This is a genomic window from Streptomyces sp. DG1A-41, assembly GCF_037055355.1.
Taxonomy (GTDB): domain Bacteria; phylum Actinomycetota; class Actinomycetes; order Streptomycetales; family Streptomycetaceae; genus Streptomyces.
This window is the reverse complement of sequence record NZ_CP146350.1, coordinates 8,855,452-8,873,160: the sequence shown is the minus strand read 5'-3', so window position 1 is coordinate 8,873,160 and position 17,709 is coordinate 8,855,452. Positions and strand designations below refer to the sequence as shown.

Here is a 17,709-nt window from a genome sequence, read left to right as displayed (position 1 = left end):
TGGTGCGGCAGGGATGGCGGGTGTCGGTGAACACCATCGCGAAGATCATGGCCGGGCCTGGCCTGGTCGCACGGAAGGTCCGCAGGCGGCGGGGCCTGACCCGGTTCGGCAGACGGCCGACCGCCCCGGACTTCGTGGAACGAGACTTCACCGCCGAGGCCCCCGATCTCGTCTGGGCAGGCGACATGACCGAAATCGAAACCGGGGAGGTGAACCTTCCCCTTGATCGTGGACACCTGGAGACTGGGACCTGAGGTTCCAGGGGAAGTAGCACCAGGTGGGAAGCAAGTACACGAAGCGGTACACCGAAGAGTTCAAGCGGGACGCGATCGCGCTCGTCGACTCCTCGGGCAAGACGGTCACGGCGGTCGCCAGGGAACTCGGCATCAGCTCCGAGTCCCTGCGCGGCTGGTACCGCAAGGCGAAGGCGGAGCAGGGCGAGGGCGCTCCCGGCGAATTGAGCAGTGCCGAGCGCGAGGAGCTCAAGCGGCTGCGGCGGGAGAACCGCGAGCAGCAGCAGACGATCGAGATCCTGAAAAAAGCGACCGCCTTCTTCGTGAAGGAGAACGACCGGTGAGCGAGTTGTGCCGGTTCATCCATGCGGAGAAGGCGAACTACCCGATCGTTCTGTTGTGCCGGGTGCTGCACGTCGCCCGCTCCTCCTACTACGCGTGGCGCGAGGGCGGGGCCGCCCGCCATGCCCGGCAGGCCGCCGACGACGCGCTCGCGCACGAGATCACGGTGCTGCACGTCGCCTCCCGCCGCACCTACGGTGTCCCGCGCATCCACGCCGAACTGCGGCGTCTGGGGCGGCGGGTGAACCGCAAGCGCATCGCCCGCGTGATGCGCGAGCGCGACATCCGAGGCGTCACCCGCCGCAAGCGCCGCTCGTTGACCCGGCCCGACAAGAAGGCGAAGCCGGCCCCTGACCTGATCGGCCGCGACTTCCACGCCGAGCGGCCCGGGATCAAGCTGGTCGGCGACATCACCTACCTGCCCACTGCCGAGGGCTGGCTCTACCTCGCCTGCTGGCTGGACCTGGCCACCCGCGAGGTCGTCGGTTATGCCATGGCTGATCACCACCGCGCAGAACTCGTCGTGGACGCCCTCGACATGGCCTACGGCCGAGGCGGCCTGGAGCCCGGCTGCGTGATCCACAGTGACCGCGGCAGCGAATACACCTCGACTCAGTTCTGCGACCGAATAAGGGAGTTGGGACTGCAGAACAGCTGCGGACGCACCGGATCTTGCTTCGACAACGCGGCCGCGGAGAGTTTCTGGGCCCTGCTCAAGGAAGAGACCGGAACCCGCATCTGGCCCGACCGGGCCACCGCCCGCGCCGAGGTCTTCACCTTCATCGAGACCTTCTACAACCGCCGCCGCCTGCGCAAGCACAAGACCTTCGGCTACCTCACCCCGGCCGAGACCAGACAGCGGCACCAACACGCCCTCGCGGCATAACCGACGAGTGTCCAAGATCACGGGAGAACTTCAGAGGGCAAGGTGTAGCCGGCCACGGTCACCGACCTGTTCTCGCGCCGCCTGCTGGGCTAGCGATGGGCCCGCATCACGATGCCGGCCTGGTGGTTGCCGCGCTGAGAATGGCTGCTGCCACCCGTGGCGGTGACGTGCGCGGTGTCATCTTCCACAGCGACCGCGGCAGCGGGTACACCTCACGGAAGTCCCGGCGGGCCTGCCGCCGCCTCGGCGTGGTCCAGTCGATGGGGCGGGTCGGCTCGTGCTTCGACAACGCCGTCAGCGAGGCGTTCAACAGCATGCTGAAGGTCGAGTACGTCCACCGGCGTGCCTTCGCCACCCGCACCGAAACGCGGATCAGGATCGCCACCTGGATCACCGGCTTCTACAACACACGGCGGCTACACAGCGTGTGCAACTTCGAAAGCCCGATCGACTACGAACGGGTCTCCACGATCCGAGGGGACTGACAGGAGCTGCACCCGCTCCGCACAGCTGCCTCAACGTGGCGGTCCATGTGTCGCGGTGGGACCTCACTTGCCTCGCGGCTCTCGCGCCGCTGAGGGGATGACCGGCCGCGGGCAGTCCACGAGGGCGTACTGCCAGACGGGGCGTCTCCTGCCGGACGACCGGTGCCGCGGCCGAGAGGCGCGGTTGCGATCTTTCCCGAGCCGTCTTTGAGTGGACGTACAGGCAGCCCCTGTGGGCCATCCGCCCCCGGCCCGGCCAGGACCACGGGTTTACGTCCGCGGAGGTGTCATGCAGGAGGCGCAGAGCAAGGCGCTGCGCAGGAACGCCTGGTGGTGGTTTCTGGCCGCCGGCGCCGCGGTGATCATCGTTTACGTCGTGGTCACCGCGCCCGTACGTCACCTGATCTCCCCCATGCTGGCGGCCTGCTCCACGGTGGCGATCCTGGTCGGCGTCCGGTGGCACCGGCCGCGCCCGAGCCGGTCCTGGTATCTGTTCGCTGCGGGCATGGGGCTGTTCACGGTGGCGGACGTCATCTTCGGCGCCTTCCTGTTCGCGGGCAGGCTGGTGCCCTTCCCCTCACCGGCCGACGTGCTGTATCTGGCGGCCTATCCGTGCTTCGCCGCCGGCCTGGTCAGCCTGATGGCGGCGTGGGGCAGGGGCGGACGTTGGGGGGCCGTGCTGGATGCGGGGATCATCACCCTGGGGATGTCCACCCTGGCGTGGGCGTTCATCGTCATGCCCTACCTGCGCGGTCATCTGTCGGCGCTGCCGCTGACGGTCTCCCTGGCCTATCCGCTGGCCGATCTGCTGCTGCTGGGCATGGCCGCCAGGCTGGTGCTCGTCGCGGGACTCCGCCTGCCGGCCCTCGGCCTGTTCACTGCGTGGGTGGTGGCCACGCTGGCCGCCGACGCCCCGTACTACTCCACGCTGGCCGCGACCGGCGCCCCGATCGGCGCCGATGTCTCCTATGCCCTGTGGATGGCCTCCTATCCGCTGCTCGGCGCGGGCGCCCTGCACCCGTCCATGGCCAGGACCACCCAGCTGGTGCCACGCCACCGGGAGCGGCTGTCCCGCGCCCGCATGACCGTCCTCACCCTGCCCGCACTCCTCGGTCCCGTCATGCTGATCGCAGACGTCGGCGGCGTGCGCGGGCAAGCCGCGCACACCATGGCCATCGCGAGCATCGTGGCCGCTTTGACCGTGTTGCTGGTCGTGCGCATCATGCTCCTGGCACGGTTCGCCGAGGCCCAGGCCGACCAGGCCAGCGCCCGGGCCCGTATAGCCGAGGACGCCTTGCGCCGGCAGACCTCGCTGCAGGAGCAGCTCACCCACCAGGCCTTCCACGACGCACTGACGGGTCTGGCCAACCGGCCACTGTTCTTCGAGCGGCTGGAGCACGCCCTCAGCCGCCCCGCGGCGCACCGGAACACTGTCCTGCTGCTGATCGACCTCGACGGTTTCAAGGACATCAACGACAGCCTCGGCCATCCGGCCGGTGACGAGCTGCTCGTCACCGTCGGCCACCGGCTCCTGGGCGCGGCCCGCCGCAGCGACACTGTCGCCCGCATGGGCGGGGACGAGTTCGCGGTCCTGGCCGAAGACCTCAAAGAGACCCCCGCCGAGACGTACGCCCAGCGGTTCCTGGACCGCTTCAAGGAGCCCTTCGCACTCTCTGGCCATCGCAGCGTCTTCGTCGCCGCCAGCATCGGCGTCGTCGCCATCACCGAACCGATCACGTTCCACGACGCAGTCCGCAACGCCGACATCGCCCTGTACGTGGCCAAAGAACGCGGCCGCGACCGCGCAGAGCTCTTTGAGCCCGCCATGAGCCTGGGACGCCAGAGCCGGGCCCGTATCGCCCAGGACCTTCGCTACGCACTGCCCCGCAACGAACTCGCCGTGCACTACCAGCCGGTCATCCACCTGCCCACCGGACAGGTCACCGGCGTGGAGGCCCTGCTGCGCTGGGAGCGGGGCGGGCGATCCCCCACCCCGCCCGAGGTGTTCGTGCCCGTCGCCGAGGAGACAGGCCTGATTCGCCCCATCGGCGCCTGGGTGCTGCGCGAAGCCTGCCGCCACGGCCGGAACTTGCACGACACCGTCCCGAAAGCCGAGGCGCTGAGCGTGGCCGTCAACGTCTCCGGCCGACAGCTCAAGGATCACCGGTTCCCCGACACCGTGCGGCAGATCCTGCACGAGACCGGGTTCCACCCGGCCTCCCTGGTGCTGGAGATCACCGAGAGCGCCCTTGTCACCGACGCCGAGACCACATCCCCCCACATCCGTGCACTGCGCGACCTCGGCGTACGCATCTCCATCGACGACTTCGGCACCGGATACTCCTCCCTGGCCTACCTGCGCGACCTGCCGGCCGACATCGTCAAAATCGACCAGAGCTTCGTCCTGCGAGAGGGCGGCGACGTCGACACGAGCCTCATCCAGGCCATCCTCCAGGTCGGACACGCACTCGACCTGGACGTGATCGCAGAGGGCATCGAAACCCCCCACCAAGCACAGCGGCTGCACTCACTCGGCTGCCCCCACGGCCAGGGCTTCTACTACTCCCCACCCCTGGCCCCCAAAGCACTGGAGGCCTACCTCACCACCCAAGCAATCCTCACACCCACCAGCCCACACCCATGACCACCGACACCACCCCGCGCACACACAAGGCGCCTTCGCCCCCTGGCCGCCGTCCACCGCCGGAAACCCCGCCGCAGCCGCGGCAGACGCCCGGTAGTCACCCCCTTCGCCCGCAACCGAAGGACCTGGACGGATCCACTCACTGAGCACATCGACGAACACGGTTTGTCACCCGGTGGGCGAAGGCAGACCAAGGGACCTGAACAGCGCCGCCTCGGAATCCCGCCTCTCCGCCAGTTGAGCGCGACCGGGGCGGGGCAGCGCGACGGCGCGCCACCGCGTAGCTGGTCCTGTTTTAGCGCCTGCTGCCAGGCACGGCCGGGGTTCGGCGTGAACGATGCGGGCGCCGGGCACGCCGACGCTGGCTCCCACCGCGGCGCCGTCGCCCGGCCGGACCCAGTACGCCTTGAACGCTCGCAGCAGCGCCGGCACGCCACCAGCGCCGACGAGGGAAGCGCACACCATCCTCACGAGCAATGCGTGTTCACGCCCTTCTCCGTCTGGGGTTCGGTGGCAGGCTTGGACGCCGGGCAGCGTCCCGCATCCGATCAAGAACCGCTACGCGGGCCGCGTGAAATCCCGCCTGCTACGGCACTGTCGCCCGGGTCTGGACCGTCTCTCGACTGCGCATGCCGCGCGGGCATCCTCTGGTGCGCTGTGTCGGTGTCCAAACGGCAGCGCGCACCGCACCCCTCAGCGGCACCGGTCGGCCGGCGCGTCCGGCCCTGGCCGGTGTCGTGCTTCGGATGCCGAGATCAGCATTCCCGAGGTGACGTCAGGCGTGCGTGGACGACGCATTCTTCGGCGAATGCCAGGGCTTTGAGGTGGTAGGCGCGGGCGGTCCAGCCGAGGCTGATGTTGTGGCCGGCGTGAGGCAGGCGATCAACTCCGATGCGCGGGGCGGCGGACAGCCACGCGGTCAGATCCGCGATCGCCTCATCGTCGTGGCGCCACCAGGCCTCATGCTCGGCGAAGGTCAGCCGGACGGGGACACGGACGCGCGGCAGGATCACAGCCGACAGCCGCGTCCAGCCCGCGACCGTGCCGACCTCATGCGCAGGCATCGGCGCCACCACCGGCTGGCTCACCTGGAATGTCTCCACTGGATACGAGCCCAGCGGCCCCCAGTTCAACCGCCGCAGTCCCAAACCCGCCTCGCAGCCGACGAGCCCGGGGTTCACCGCGAGCCTGCGGCCACACCCCGAGACGTCCACCCCCAGCAACTCCCGCCCGCCCCAGTCAGCGGCGGTGGCAAAGGCGACCTTGGCCCCGAAGGAATGTCCCAGCAGTAAGGTGCCGGCACCGGGTGCGTGGCGGGCAGTGAACGCGGCTATTGCGGCCCGCACGGTCGCGGCCTGCGCGGTCAGTCTCTGCCCCCGGGGAAGACGGGTGGCTGACGCACCGTAGCCGGGACGGTCCAGCGCCAGCACCGTATAACCCAAGCGAGCACCCAGCGTCAGCAAGGACACATCCGGGTGCGCCTGGCCATCGAAATAGCCGGCATTCATCCCCCCGCCGTGCAGCGCAACGATCACCGCACGCGCACAACCATCCGCGGGCTCACTCATCAAACCGGACAGCGTGACGCCGTCCGCATCGATCCTGACCGGCCGTACTCCCGGGGACAGCTGCCTGCCGTGCACGTCCGGTGCAGACGGTGTTCGGGCGCCGGCCTGCACCAGGGCATCACTCACGACACAGACCCCGACCGAACCAGGAACAGGCAAGCACCGAGACCGCCCTGCCAGCCGCACACAGCACGCCAATCCCTCCACAGTCATCCCGAGCCGAACCGAAGCCAAGGGCAGCGCCCCGCACCTCATCCTCCAAGCCGCACCCCACACCAGCCAGCCGAGCCAGCCACGCCGTCCCCCATCCGGGAAACACCACACACCCGCACGCCGGGCGGACGCCTATCGCTACACCACGCGGCGGGACAGCCCCGCGAGCAGGCCTCGACGTCGGCTACAGCCACCGAGGCGCACAGGTCCGCTCCTTCAACCCACCCGCCGAACGCGCACCCTCCGCCGGCCGACCGACGCCGCCATCCACAACAGCACGGCGCCTGCTGCGCCTGGCCAGAAGGCAGCCGAGATCAAGACCAAGCCCACGAGGGCCTCGACGCGGCGACCGCATGCCTTCCAGCGCAGGACTGCCTGCCGGGCACCGCGCTCCCCGTGTGACACATCGGCGCCGCAACGCGCTGTAGACAATGACCCGATCATGAGGGTCGAGGAGCCCGCCCTCTGTGGAGGGGGCAGCGGGCTCCAACGTGCAGGTGCAGACCGGTTCCCCCCCCCGTGACAGGTCTGCCCTGCACGCATGACGCGGCCGGGTCGCCCACCCGTGGCAGGGCACCCGGGAGTGGACGCGGTCCCCGGACCATTCCAGCGAAGCTGATATGACGGTCCCCATGAAATGTGCGGCCAGGCGTGTGATGGTGAGAGCCGGGGGCCCGCTGGGGTCATCTGCCTGGTCCGCTGGTTTTGTCTGGCGCGGATCCCCGGCGCCGCAGGTGGTTGCGGATGGCGCGGGAGGAGTACGCGCGGTCGGCCAGGACAACGAGTGGCCTGACCGGGCCGTTGCCCGGCAGGTAGACCGGATTCGCGAGGTCGCTCACGCTGCCGATCTGGTAACCGTTGGTGGCGAATTTGGTGGCCTTGCGTCAGTCGTCCTCTCCACCGGGAAGTGCCAGCCCAGTGCCGTCGAGAAGAAGGCCGCAGTGCCGGGCTGGTCGCGGGTTTTTAGGTCCATCCAGCAGAACCTGTTCACGGTGGCTCCCTGTCGTCCGGATGCCGGGGTATCGGGTGACCGGACGGCTTCTACGTCGCGGCTACCCGGTCCCGTGCCAGGCGCTCGCGCAGCGTGGCGGCAAATTCCTCGGCCCGCGCCAGCTGGGCACGGAGCTTGTCCACCTGCTCGGCGGCGCCCTGCTCATATCCGCGGACGCGTTCCAGCAGGGTCTCCCGCTCGTCCGCCGTCAGCTCCTCGCCGGAGTCGAGACGGTCGGTGACCTCCAGCAGATCGCGCATCTCGTCCAGGGTGAAACCGAGCGGCTTCATGCGGCGGATGACCATCAGACGGGCGACATCGGCCTCGGTGTAGAGGCGGAAGCCGCCCTGGGAGCGAGCGGAGGGGATGACCAGACCGGTCTCCTCGTAGTGCCGGATGGTCCGCAGCGACAGCTCGGTCCGTGCGGCAACCTCACCGATCTGCATGTGCTCGCTGCTCACTCGGGGGCCCTTCCTCATCTGTCGCCAAGGCCACAGGCGGCCGACGCCGATCTCTACCGTAACGTTAGGGTAGAGTAAGTGATCGTCGGGGTCGGCTCCATGCCGTCCCCGCTCCCATGGTGCGGGATGGATCGTTCCCGTGACCGTACGCCGTGTCGGGGCCGACGATGCCCCCGGCGAAGACCGATGCCTGCAGGAGAGAGCGTGCGCATGCCCATGACGCCCAGCGCCGCCCCTTGCCCGCCGTGATCCTTCGCCCACAAGCAGCCCCGCAGATTCCATCTCGGCCGCTGCTTCCTTCTGACTTCAGCCCGCCGTACGTGGGCTTCGCGGATGGCCGACCCGGCCTTCCTGCGCCTTCCCGCACGCCCGAGTGATGCCGGGCGTGCCCGAGCACGACAGGCACTTTTCTTGTCTACGTCCGCACTGTCCCCGGCTGCGCGGCTGCGCGGCCTGCGCCCTGACTGGCTGTCCGACCCGAAGATCTGGCGCACCGAGGTCCTGGCCGGTCTGGTGGTCGCGCTCGCGCTGATCCCCGAGGCGATCTCGTTTTCCATCATCGCCGGGGTCGACCCGGCGATCGGCCTGTTCGCGTCCTTCACCATGGCCGTGACCATCTCGATCGTCGGCGGTCGCCGCGCGATGATCTCGGCTGCGACCGGCGCCATCGCCCTGGTGATCGCTCCGCTGAACCGCGAGCACGGCCTGGGCTACCTGGTCGCCGCCGTCATCCTGGCCGGCGTCTTCCAGATCGTCCTCGGCACGCTCGGTGTCGCCAAGCTGATGCGGTTCGTGCCCCGCAGCGTGATGGTCGGCTTCGTCAACGCTCTCGCCATCCTGATCTTCATGGCCCAGGTGCCCGAGACGCACGACGTACCCTGGCCCGTCTACCCGCTCATCGCCGCCGGGCTGGCGCTCATGGTGTTCTTCCCGAAGGTCACCACAGTGATCCCGGCCCCGCTCGTGTCCATCGTCATCCTCACCGTGATCACGGTCGCCGCCGGCATCGCGGTGCCGACCGTGGGCGACAAGGGCGAGCTGCCCTCCTCCCTCCCCGTGCCCGGCCTGCCGGATGTGCCGTTCACGATGGACACGCTGACCACCATCGCTCCGTACGCGCTCGCGATGGCGCTGGTGGGTCTGATGGAGTCGCTGATGACGGCCAAGCTGGTCGACGACATCACCGACACGCACTCCTCCAAGACGCGAGAGTCGATCGGGCAGGGCATCGCCAACATCATCACCGGCTTCTTCGGCGGCATGGGCGGCTGCGCCATGATCGGCCAGACGATGATCAACGTGAAGGTGTCCGGCGCCCGCACCCGCCTGTCCACGTTCCTGGCGGGCTCTTTCCTGATGGTGCTGTGCATCGTCTTCGGGCCGGTCGTGTCCGACATCCCCATGGCCGCACTCGTCGCGGTGATGGTCATGGTGTCGTTCGCGACCTTCGACTGGCATTCCATCGCCCCGAAGACCCTCAAGCGGATGCCCGCCGGGGAGATCACGGTCATGGTCATCACCGTCGCATGCGTGGTCGCCACCGACAACCTCGCCATCGGCGTCGTCGCCGGCTCCGTCACCGCCATGGTCATCTTCACCAAGCGCGTCGCCCACCTCGCGAACGTCACCGCGGTCACCGACCCCGACGGCAGCAGCGTGGTCTACTCCGTGACCGGCGAACTGTTCTTCGCTTCCTCCAACGACCTCGTCGGCCAGTTCAACTACGCCACCGACCCCGACAAGGTCGTCATCGATCTGAGCGCCGCCCACATCTGGGACGCATCCTCCGTCGCCGCCCTCGACGCGATCGAGACCAAGTACGCCCAGCGCGGCAAGAGCGTCGAGATCATCGGCCTGAACAAGCCGAGCGCCCACATCCACGAAAAGCTCAGCGGCGAACTCACCGGCAGCCACTGACCGGCTGTCACCGCCCACGAGGGCCGCCGCGACCCAGCAGCGGCCACGGCGGCCCTCGCTGTGACGCTGCCGCCGACGGGACCGTGGGCGTACGAGATCAGCTCGTCATGAGGGTGCGTGAGTTTCGTACATGCGGACCGCGACGATCAGGCCGGAGGTGGCGGTGAGGGCGGCGACGACCCAGATCGCGGTGGTGATGCCGTAGGCGTCGGCGAGGATGCCGGCCAGCAGGGCGCCGACGGCGAAGCCGCCGTCGCGCCACAGGCGGTAGACACCGACGGCGCGAGCGCGCCAGGCTGGATGGGCGACATCGCCGATCACGGCGAGCAGCGTCGGGTAGACGAGTGCGGTGCCGATGCCGAGCAGGACCTGGGCGAGCGCCCAGGCGGGGAACGTGGTCGCGGCGGCGACGAGGCCAATGGCGGCGGCCTGGAGCAGCATGCCCGCGGTGATGAGGTGCTTGCGGCCGATGCGGTCGGACCACCAGCCGGTGAGCATCTGGCCCGCGCCCCAGACGGCCGGGTAGAGGGCTGCGAGGACGCCGATCTGGGCGACGGACAGGCCGTGCGCCGCGAAGAGTAGGGGGAAGATGCCCCAGGCGAGGGCGTCGTTGAGGTTGTTGACCATGCCGGCCTGGCTGGCGGCGGACAGCGCCTTGTCGGTGAAGCTGATGTGGCGCGCGATCTGCGCCGTGGACATGTCCGTGGTGGTCTGGGCGGGGTGGAGAGCTGCTTCGGCGCGGGCGTGGTCGCGGGTCTCGCGGACGGCGAGAGTTGACAGGGCCAGGGCGAGGACGAGGTAGGCGGCGCCGAGCAGGAAGGGCTCGGGGCGTAGTCCGGCGTGTTCGGCGATGGCGCCGGTGGCCATCGCGGTGACCGCGACCGCGCCGTAGCCGGCTGCTTCGTTGAAGCCCATGGCCAGTCCGCGGCGCTGAGGGCCGACCAGGTCGATCTTCATGATGACGGTGGTGGACCAGGTCAGGCCCTGGTTGACGCCGAGCAGAACATTGGCGGCGATGATCCAGCCCCAGGACGGGCCCCAGGCGAGCATCGCGGGCACGGGCAGGGCGATCAGCCATCCGGCGGTGAGGACCGGCTTGCGGCCGTAGCGGTCCGACCAGGTGCCCGCGAAGAAGTTGGTGATCGCCTTGGTGGCGCCGAAGGCCAGGATGTAGGTGAGGGCGGTGGTGTGGGCGGAGAGGTGGAAGACCTCGTCGGCGAGCAGGGGCAGGACGGTGCGTTCCTGGCCGAGCATGCCGCCGACCAGGGCGTTGACGAGGACGAGCAGGCTGAACTGAGCGAGGTTGGCGCGCAGTCCGAGGCGGATGCCGCCGTGGGCGGTCGTGGTCGTCACGCGCCACCCTGCAGCGCGTGTCCGGTGGCCTTGGCCCAGTCGTCCGGTCCGCCGGTGAGGACGGCGAGGCGGTGGCGGCCTGCGCGTTGCAGGAGGCTGGCGGCGGTCATCGCGCGTTCGCCGTGCCCGCAGTGCACCACGGCACCCGACGGGGCTTCGTCGGCGTGGGCGGCCAGTTCGCCGAGTTCGATGCCGATCGAGTCGGGGATGTGCCCGGCGCCGCGCTCGGCCTGCTGGCGGACGTCGAGGACGGGGCGATCGCCGACACGGTCGGCGGTGAGCAGTTCGACGGTCTCCTGCTCCCCGTCGTCAATCGTCCAGGCGTCCAAGGTCAGGTGGCCGGCCAGCCGCTCGTATCCGATCTTCAGGGCCTGCCAGGTGAGTTCGGCGAGGTCCTGACCGGGTGCGGTCACGAAGACGAGCGGGATGTCGTCGGGCAGGAGCCAGCCGAGCCAGGTGGCGAACTGGTCGCGCAGCGGGATCGAGACGGCGCCGGGGATGTGGCCCGCGGCGAAGTCCGGCAGCGGTCGTACGTCGACGATCTGCGCGCCTTGGCCGATCAGTTCGCGTACGGCGGTTGCGGACAGCGTGGGGAGCGAGGGGGCGGCGTCGAGAATCGAAGGGCCGCGCCGGTTGGTCTCGGCGAGGCGGTTGAAGTAGGCGGGGTAGGAGCCGAGGCTGCTGAGCAGGTCGCGGACGAACGTGTCCTCGTCCGGCGCGGCGAGCAGGGCGTTGGCCTGTTTCTGGGCGCCGATGGTCGTGGTGCGCTCGGCGCCTGGCGGAGCGGAGCAGTAGGAGCCGGCGCCGTGCGTGGGCCACACCGCGGCCGCATCCGGGAGTTCGGCCAGCCGCCGCAGTGAGCGGTACTGGGCGCGGGCAAGTTCCTCGGCACGCGCAGCGCCGAGGAGGTCGGTGCGGGCAGCGGAGCCGACGATCAGCGACCCACCTGTGAAGACTCCCAGCTCCCGAGCGCCGTCCAGGAGCAGGAAGGACAAGTGCTCATCGGTGTGGCCGGGCGTGGCCAGCGCGCGCAGGGTCAGCCCACCCAGGTCGGTCTCGTCCCCGTCGGCGAGCGAGGAGTGCGGGAAGGCACGATGTCCGGCTGCCGGGGCGAGCACGGTGGCGCCGTCGTCGGCGGCGAGCTGGAGGGCGCCGGTGAGGAAGTCGGCGTGCAGGTGGGTGTCGGCGGCGAAGGCCACGGTCAGCCCGCGCCGTTCGGCAACCTCCCGCAAAGCGCGCAGGTCGCGGCTCGCGTCCACCGCCAGCGCGCGGCCGTCACCGAGGTCGATGAGGTAGGCGCTGTTGCCCAGCCCGGCGTCGACCAGCGGTATCAGGTGGTCGTCGGCGAAGCCCATCGGGTCCTCCCAGGTTCGGATGCGAGAGGGCGTGTGGTCACGCCCCTTCCTATCTCCTACAATATTCCATGGATTTTTGGAGGATGTCATGACGGGAAACACCACGACCGGTACCAAAGCGCAGCTGTACGACGCGTTCGCGGCCAGCGGCAAGGCACTGGCCAGCGGAAAGCGCCTGGAACTGCTCGACCTGCTGGCCCAGGGCGAGCGGACGGTGGACGCGCTGGCCAGAGCGGCGGGGCTGAACCTGACGACGGCCTCGGCGCATCTGCAGACGCTCAAGCAGGCCGGGTTCGTCGCCACCCGCCGAGAGGGCGTGCGCATCCACTACCGGCTCGCGGGCGACGACGTCGCCCAGTTGTTCGCGCTGCTGCGCAAGGTCGCCGAGCGCCACCAGGTGGCCGTACCCGCGGCGCGGGACGCCTACCTCGGTGACGACGGCGCGGCGGAGGTCACCCACGAAGAGTTGCGCGCCCGCGAGGCGGCCGGGGATGTGGTGGTGCTGGACGTACGGCCAGTGGAGGAGTACCGGGCTGGGCACATCCCGGGCGCGGTGTCGATCCCGGTCGGGGAACTGGCCGACCGGATCGACGAGTTGCCTGAGGAGACAGAGATCGTCGTGTACTGCCGCGGTGAGTATTGCGTGCTCGCCTACGACGCGGTGCGGCTGCTGACCGACCGTGGACGGCGGGCGATCCGCCTGAACGACGGGATGCTGGAGTGGCGCCTGGCCGACTTGCCCGTCGACGCCGCGGACCTGGCATGACCGGCAGCGGCGTGCCCGCGCATCCGGGGTTTGCTGGCGGGCCGGTCTACCTGGACCACAACGCCACGCCCCCGGTGGATCCTCGGGTGGCCGAGTCGATGCTGCCGCACTTGACGGACTTCTTCGGCGCCCCCTCCAGCAGCCACCCGTACAGCGCCGAGCCCCGCCAGGCGCTGGCCGCGGCTCGCGCGTGGATCGCCGCCCTGATCGGGGCCCGCGCCGAGGAGATCGTGTTCACCGCCTCCGGATCTGAGGCCGACCTGCTGGCGCGGCGGCATCTGCCGCCGGGCAAAGAAGCACGAGGTCCAACTGCGGTTCACCCCCGGCCTGCGCTGGCGCAGGCCGCTGGGGCGGCCGATCCCTGCGTGAGACGGCATGGCCGGCTTGCCGGGCCATCCCGGTCACAATGCGCGTCCCAGCCACGAAGCCGTAGCCGGGGTCGTCGGCGCTGGCCAGGGCGGACAGGCTGAGGGTCACGTGGATCGGGGCGCCGTCCTGCCTCCTCAGCCCAGTTGCTCGGCCAGCCCGACGATGATGCCCTCCGGGCCACGGACGTAGCAGAGCAGATAACTGTCCTCGAACCGGGCAATCTCGCCGACCAGTTCGGCACCGTGAAGGCGCAGACGGGCAACGGTGTCCTCGATGTCGTCAACGGCGAACATGACGCGATGCGTGCCCACAACGTTGTGCGGCCGGTTGCGCGGCCCGGCACTGATCACCGCGGGACTGCGGTACTTCGCCAGCTCGAGCCGGCTGTGACCATCCGGAGTCCGGACCATCGCGATGTCACAACGGACACCGTCGAGCCCAGTGCACTGATCGGCTACCAGGCCCTCGACCTCCGCCCTGCCCTCCAGCTCCATACCGAGCTCCACGAAGAACGCGACCGCGGCATCCATGTCCTCCACGACGATGCCGACGTTGTCCATCCGCAAAATCGCCATCCCGGCTCCTCCTTCTTCCTCACGGCCGGTGGTGACCGCTGCTGCCCCTGGGACTGAGCCTGCGCCACCTTCTCGACATCCTCCGACCACCGAACCCCGAAAACCTCGGATCACGCTCAGCACCGCCACAGCAAACCCGCCAGCCAGGCACCACCACCGAGAGTGACTACGTCGCGGTAGCCGCTCCCATACAGACGATCAGCCACAGCACGCCCCCCTTCTATGCTCCCTCGGCGACTCGCAGCGCGCCTGAGCGCTGCGCCCCCCAATGATTCACCGCATCGGACCACCCTTGACGGGCGAAGCTCCCCATGCCGCTCACCCCCTGACCACACCCGTCCCGGCCCCACCGCCCGGCGCCGCGCGGCACCGACGCGAGCCGGAGACCGCGCCGAACGCCCGGCGGACCCGAGCATCCGCGGACCGGAATGCAGATCAGCGCTCGAAGAGCTACAGGAAGCAAGCTCCGGTACATCACCGTCCAGCCAAACCACGTCGCCGCCGCGCAGCAGCTGCTCATCGTCGCTGTCCATACGCACCGGCCTTCCAGCCGCCACCGACAACGCGGGTTGGCCCAAGGCGTCTTGGGCTCGTGCGTTGCCGGGGTGGCTCGCTGAGGTCAGGTCCCGAAGCGGGCGCATCAGCGGTCTTGGCCCCCCTCTGCGGGCCATCAGTCCAACAGATCCGGCGAGAGGGTGAAATCCCGGTCGTCGACGACGTCCTCACCGAGGCCGAGCTCGTCCCCGAACTCGAGGTAGCGCTCGTAACGGGCCTGGCTGATCGGCACGAAGTACCCCTTCAGAGCCCGCAGCAGCAGCCGGAACCCCAGGCCCGGATCGATGTCCACCGCCCGTTGCAGGGCCGGGACGACACCGTCGAGCGGGCTGTAGGCGTGGTGGGCCGTGGTCTGCTCCAGGGCAGGACCGACCGATCTGACCTCGGCGGCGACCGCCTCCTTCACCGCTTCGTCCACCACCGGCATGAAACGGCGGGGATGAAGAAGGGGTCGTCGCACCGGATCCTGTCGGTGCAGATGTCCGCGATCCGGCGCAACCACACCCGGCCGTCGATCCCGAGACGCTCCAGGTCGAATTCCCGGAGCGTCCCCGCCAGCCACAGGGTCTCGATGTCCTGGCTGGACAGGGTGAGTCCAGGAGCACGAGACAGTCCCGCAGAAGCTGGTGGGCGAAGCCCCGTCGAACTGGCCGGCAACGCTCGTGACGACGTCCAGGCCGGCAGCCTCGCTGTCGACCACGGGGCAGCGGATCCACTTGATGTCCGCTGAGCCCGATGTGGACTCCGAGGTGCCGGTGCGACTGCTCCATGTTCGTTTTCCTGCTTGAGGAGAGGCCGGGGTCCTACCCGGCCGGCTCGTGACCACCTCGTCGACAGCGGCACGGAGGACGACCAGCATCACACCCGCCCCACCCGGGTCGGTCGCTGAACTGCCCCCCGTCCGATCAGCGCAGTGGCCGGTGCACCAGCTCCTGACACCGACACGGATGCCCCGCCCACAGCGGCTTCGGCGGGGCCTGCTGCGATCACCGTCCAACGAACTCGTGCACGGTGGGGAGTTGATGCTCTGCGGAACGTGTGCGCTACATTTTGCCTCTCTTCAACCGCGATCACTCACGATCTCTACGACTCGGAGTCGGCAACCCCATGAGCGACATCGTCAACGGCCTCGGGCGGGCCACTGCATACGGCGGCCTGGGACTGGTCCTGTTGGTCCTCGGCATCGTCCTGGTCGACGTGCTGACGCCCGGGAAGCTCGGCCGACAGATCTGGGAACAGCGCAATCGCAACGCCGCCATGGTGCTCAGCTCCGCACTGCTCGGTATCGGTGGCATCGTGTTCACGTCCATCTGGACGACGTACGAGGACTTCGGCAAGGGACTGGTCTCGACCGCGGCGTTCGGGCTGCTGGGGCTGGTGATGATGGCCGTGGCGTTCCTGGTGGTGGACCTGATCACGCCGGGGCGCCTGGGTGCGACGCTGGTCGAGACAGAGCCTCACCCTGCGGTCTGGGTGACGGCGTCCTGCAACCTCGCGGTGTCCGCCATCGTTTCGGCCTCCATCGCCTGAATCGCTGTCCCTGAGAGGATGGCCCACCACCACAAACGCCGTGGAGGGTTCATGCTCCACGTTCGTCCTCACGATCGGCATCCTCCTCCTTTCGCAGCAGCCCCAGAGTCTGGACGAAGGGCCTGCGTGTGGCCCTGAAACAGATGCAGGGCTCCCCCCTCGAGACCATCGCCGAACCGCCTCGACGCAAGCCAGGCGAGCCGCTGTTACTCCTGGTACTGCGTCAGGTCGATGCCATGGACGACGAGGTCGTGGCCGTGGACCGGGTGCTGTGTGGTGCCTTCCGCCTGCATGCCAAGTTTGTCGAGTACGTTCGCGGAGGCCCTGTCGCCCGTACGGCATACGGCGGCCACGCGGTCGAGTCCGCGGTCCTGCAGCGCGAACTCCAGGGCGGCGTGCGCCGCTTCGGAGGCGTACCCCTGCCCCCAGAACACTCGCCCGAGTCGCCAGCTGATCACCACCTGGCCGGCGACCTCGGCCGGCGTGTCGGCCACGGACAGGCCGACGGCGCCCGCCAACTCACCGGATCCCAGGAGCTCGACCGCGAACATCCCGAATCCTTCCTCGTCCCACTCCTCTTCCCACGCCTCGATGTCCTGGGCAGTCTGTTCCGGAGAGCGCGGCCTGCCGTCGCCGACGCTCTGCATCACCACCGGATCGGCCTGGATCTCGGACAGGGGGACGAGGTCGTCGTCGAGCCATCGGCGCAGGACGAGACGGGGTGTGCGGATCTCGGTCATGGTCCCATCCTGCCGATGCGGCGGTGGGAGCGCGAACCGGGGAACCGCATCCCGGTGGTCAGTGGGGTCGGAGTGATCCCGCGAGCGCAACGCGAAGCCCAGCCGGGGCCGAGGCCCCCTCACACCGCCGGCCCTGGGGAGGCGCCCCGGGCCGCCTGTGCGCTGTCCTGGCGGCCCCGGGGGGCAGAGCGCCGGTTCTCCGAGGGTCCCCACTTCGGCGAGTCGTCGTCCCGCACGGGGCCGGCGTCCCACCGGGCCCGGCCGAGCAGGTGCTGGAGCCTGTCCGGGGTGGCGTCCCCGATGTGCTCGGCGATCGTCCGGCGGTTCATGCGCGGTAGGTTCGCCAGCAGCCCGAGCGCCCAGCTCGTGACCTCCGGGGCCCGCTCCTCGTCGGGTCACCGCCGGCTTCCGCCCCGCGAAGCGCATGGCGGCGAACGCCCCGAGGCACAGGGTGGCGACGACCAGGAGCAGTGCCTGATAGCCCGTCACCAGGGCGAGGTACTCGGTCACGCCCCCGGCCATCGCGCCCAGCAGGTTCGCGCCCCACGCGGCGGTCGGGTCCGGGGCGAGGGCGAGGCGGTCCGAGAAGATGAGGTCGGCGCAGAAGATGGGAGTGAAGGCCAGGGCGATGGCGGCGGCGAGCCGGGCGGCGAAGGGCAGGGACAGCACCGCGCTCGCGGGGACGAGCCAGACCACCGCGAGGGAGCCGAAGAGCAGCAGTTGCAG

The 17,709-nt window shown here is 69.5% G+C and carries 16 protein-coding genes and 1 pseudogene; 9 read left to right on the top strand and 8 right to left on the bottom strand.

Features of this window, described 5'->3' with window-relative positions:
• The first annotated feature begins 20 nt into the window (after positions 1-20).
• The 5 genes from V8690_RS41045 to V8690_RS41025 all read left to right on the top strand — a co-directional run bounded on the left by V8690_RS41045 (position 21) and on the right by V8690_RS41025 (position 4,590).
• Positions 21-254 (top strand): hypothetical protein, encoded by a 234-nt coding sequence (locus V8690_RS41045; protein ID WP_338785089.1) that lies wholly within the window; start codon positions 21-23, stop codon positions 252-254.
• A gap of 23 nt (positions 255-277) precedes the next feature.
• The gene (locus V8690_RS41040; protein WP_338781960.1) at positions 278-577 is read left to right on the top strand and encodes a transposase; all 300 of its coding nucleotides are present in this window, start codon (positions 278-280) and stop codon (positions 575-577) included.
• Positions 574-1,461 (top strand): IS3 family transposase, encoded by an 888-nt coding sequence (locus tag V8690_RS41035; protein ID WP_338785088.1) that lies wholly within the window; start codon positions 574-576, stop codon positions 1,459-1,461. The genes V8690_RS41040 and V8690_RS41035 overlap by 4 nt, the downstream gene beginning before the upstream one ends.
• 95 nt (positions 1,462-1,556) lie before the next feature.
• On the top strand, positions 1,557-1,946 hold the full coding sequence (locus V8690_RS41030) for a DDE-type integrase/transposase/recombinase (protein WP_338785087.1): 390 nt from the start codon (positions 1,557-1,559) through the stop codon (positions 1,944-1,946).
• A 289-nt stretch (positions 1,947-2,235) separates the two neighbouring features.
• Complete coding sequence (locus V8690_RS41025) at positions 2,236-4,590, top strand: EAL domain-containing protein (RefSeq protein WP_338785085.1); 2,355 nt, start codon at positions 2,236-2,238, stop codon at positions 4,588-4,590.
• A gap of 755 nt (positions 4,591-5,345) precedes the next feature.
• Here V8690_RS41025 and V8690_RS41020 read toward each other — a convergent pair.
• The gene (locus tag V8690_RS41020) at positions 5,346-6,158 is read right to left on the bottom strand and encodes an alpha/beta hydrolase (protein ID WP_338785651.1); all 813 of its coding nucleotides are present in this window, start codon (positions 6,156-6,158) and stop codon (positions 5,346-5,348) included.
• A 1,254-nt stretch (positions 6,159-7,412) separates the two neighbouring features.
• Positions 7,413-7,823, bottom strand: a complete 411-nt coding sequence (locus V8690_RS41015; protein ID WP_338785084.1) for a MerR family transcriptional regulator — start codon at positions 7,821-7,823, stop codon at positions 7,413-7,415.
• A 411-nt stretch (positions 7,824-8,234) separates the two neighbouring features.
• On the opposite strand from V8690_RS41015, the gene V8690_RS41010 reads away from it, so the two are divergent.
• The gene (locus tag V8690_RS41010) at positions 8,235-9,740 is read left to right on the top strand and encodes a SulP family inorganic anion transporter (protein ID WP_338785083.1); all 1,506 of its coding nucleotides are present in this window, start codon (positions 8,235-8,237) and stop codon (positions 9,738-9,740) included.
• 105 nt (positions 9,741-9,845) lie between these two features.
• Here the strand turns inward: V8690_RS41010 and V8690_RS41005 are convergent, their stop codons facing one another.
• Both V8690_RS41005 and V8690_RS41000 read right to left on the bottom strand, forming a co-directional pair.
• Complete coding sequence (locus V8690_RS41005; protein WP_338785082.1) at positions 9,846-11,093, bottom strand: MFS transporter; 1,248 nt, start codon at positions 11,091-11,093, stop codon at positions 9,846-9,848.
• Entirely contained in the window at positions 11,090-12,448 is a 1,359-nt protein-coding gene (locus V8690_RS41000) for an MBL fold metallo-hydrolase (protein WP_338785081.1), read from the bottom strand. Before V8690_RS41000 ends, V8690_RS41005 begins: the two co-directional genes overlap by 4 nt.
• An 88-nt stretch (positions 12,449-12,536) precedes the next feature.
• On the opposite strand from V8690_RS41000, the gene V8690_RS40995 reads away from it, so the two are divergent.
• Positions 12,537-13,214, top strand: coding sequence for a metalloregulator ArsR/SmtB family transcription factor (locus V8690_RS40995; protein ID WP_338785080.1), 678 nt, complete (start codon positions 12,537-12,539; stop codon positions 13,212-13,214).
• The gene (locus tag V8690_RS40990) at positions 13,211-13,684 is read left to right on the top strand and encodes an aminotransferase class V-fold PLP-dependent enzyme (protein WP_338785079.1); all 474 of its coding nucleotides are present in this window, start codon (positions 13,211-13,213) and stop codon (positions 13,682-13,684) included. Before V8690_RS40995 ends, V8690_RS40990 begins: the two co-directional genes overlap by 4 nt.
• Before the next feature lie 33 nt (positions 13,685-13,717).
• On the opposite strand, the gene V8690_RS40985 is transcribed toward V8690_RS40990, so the two are convergent.
• Positions 13,718-14,158: a VOC family protein gene (locus V8690_RS40985; protein WP_338785078.1), complete on the bottom strand. Its 441-nt coding sequence runs from the start codon at positions 14,156-14,158 to the stop codon at positions 13,718-13,720.
• A gap of 670 nt (positions 14,159-14,828) precedes the next feature.
• Complete coding sequence (locus V8690_RS40980; RefSeq protein WP_338785077.1) at positions 14,829-15,131, bottom strand: hypothetical protein; 303 nt, start codon at positions 15,129-15,131, stop codon at positions 14,829-14,831.
• A 689-nt stretch (positions 15,132-15,820) separates the two neighbouring features.
• On the opposite strand from V8690_RS40980, the gene V8690_RS40975 reads away from it, so the two are divergent.
• The gene (locus V8690_RS40975) at positions 15,821-16,243 is read left to right on the top strand and encodes a DUF350 domain-containing protein (RefSeq protein ID WP_338785076.1); all 423 of its coding nucleotides are present in this window, start codon (positions 15,821-15,823) and stop codon (positions 16,241-16,243) included.
• 206 nt (positions 16,244-16,449) lie between these two features.
• On the opposite strand, the gene V8690_RS40970 is transcribed toward V8690_RS40975, so the two are convergent.
• Both V8690_RS40970 and V8690_RS40965 read right to left on the bottom strand, forming a co-directional pair.
• The gene (locus V8690_RS40970) at positions 16,450-16,983 is read right to left on the bottom strand and encodes a GNAT family N-acetyltransferase (protein ID WP_338785650.1); all 534 of its coding nucleotides are present in this window, start codon (positions 16,981-16,983) and stop codon (positions 16,450-16,452) included.
• A 224-nt stretch (positions 16,984-17,207) separates the two neighbouring features.
• Positions 17,208-17,339: pseudogene (locus tag V8690_RS40965) on the bottom strand (IS701 family transposase); the annotation flags it as partial.
• Positions 17,340-17,709 lie beyond the last annotated feature (370 nt).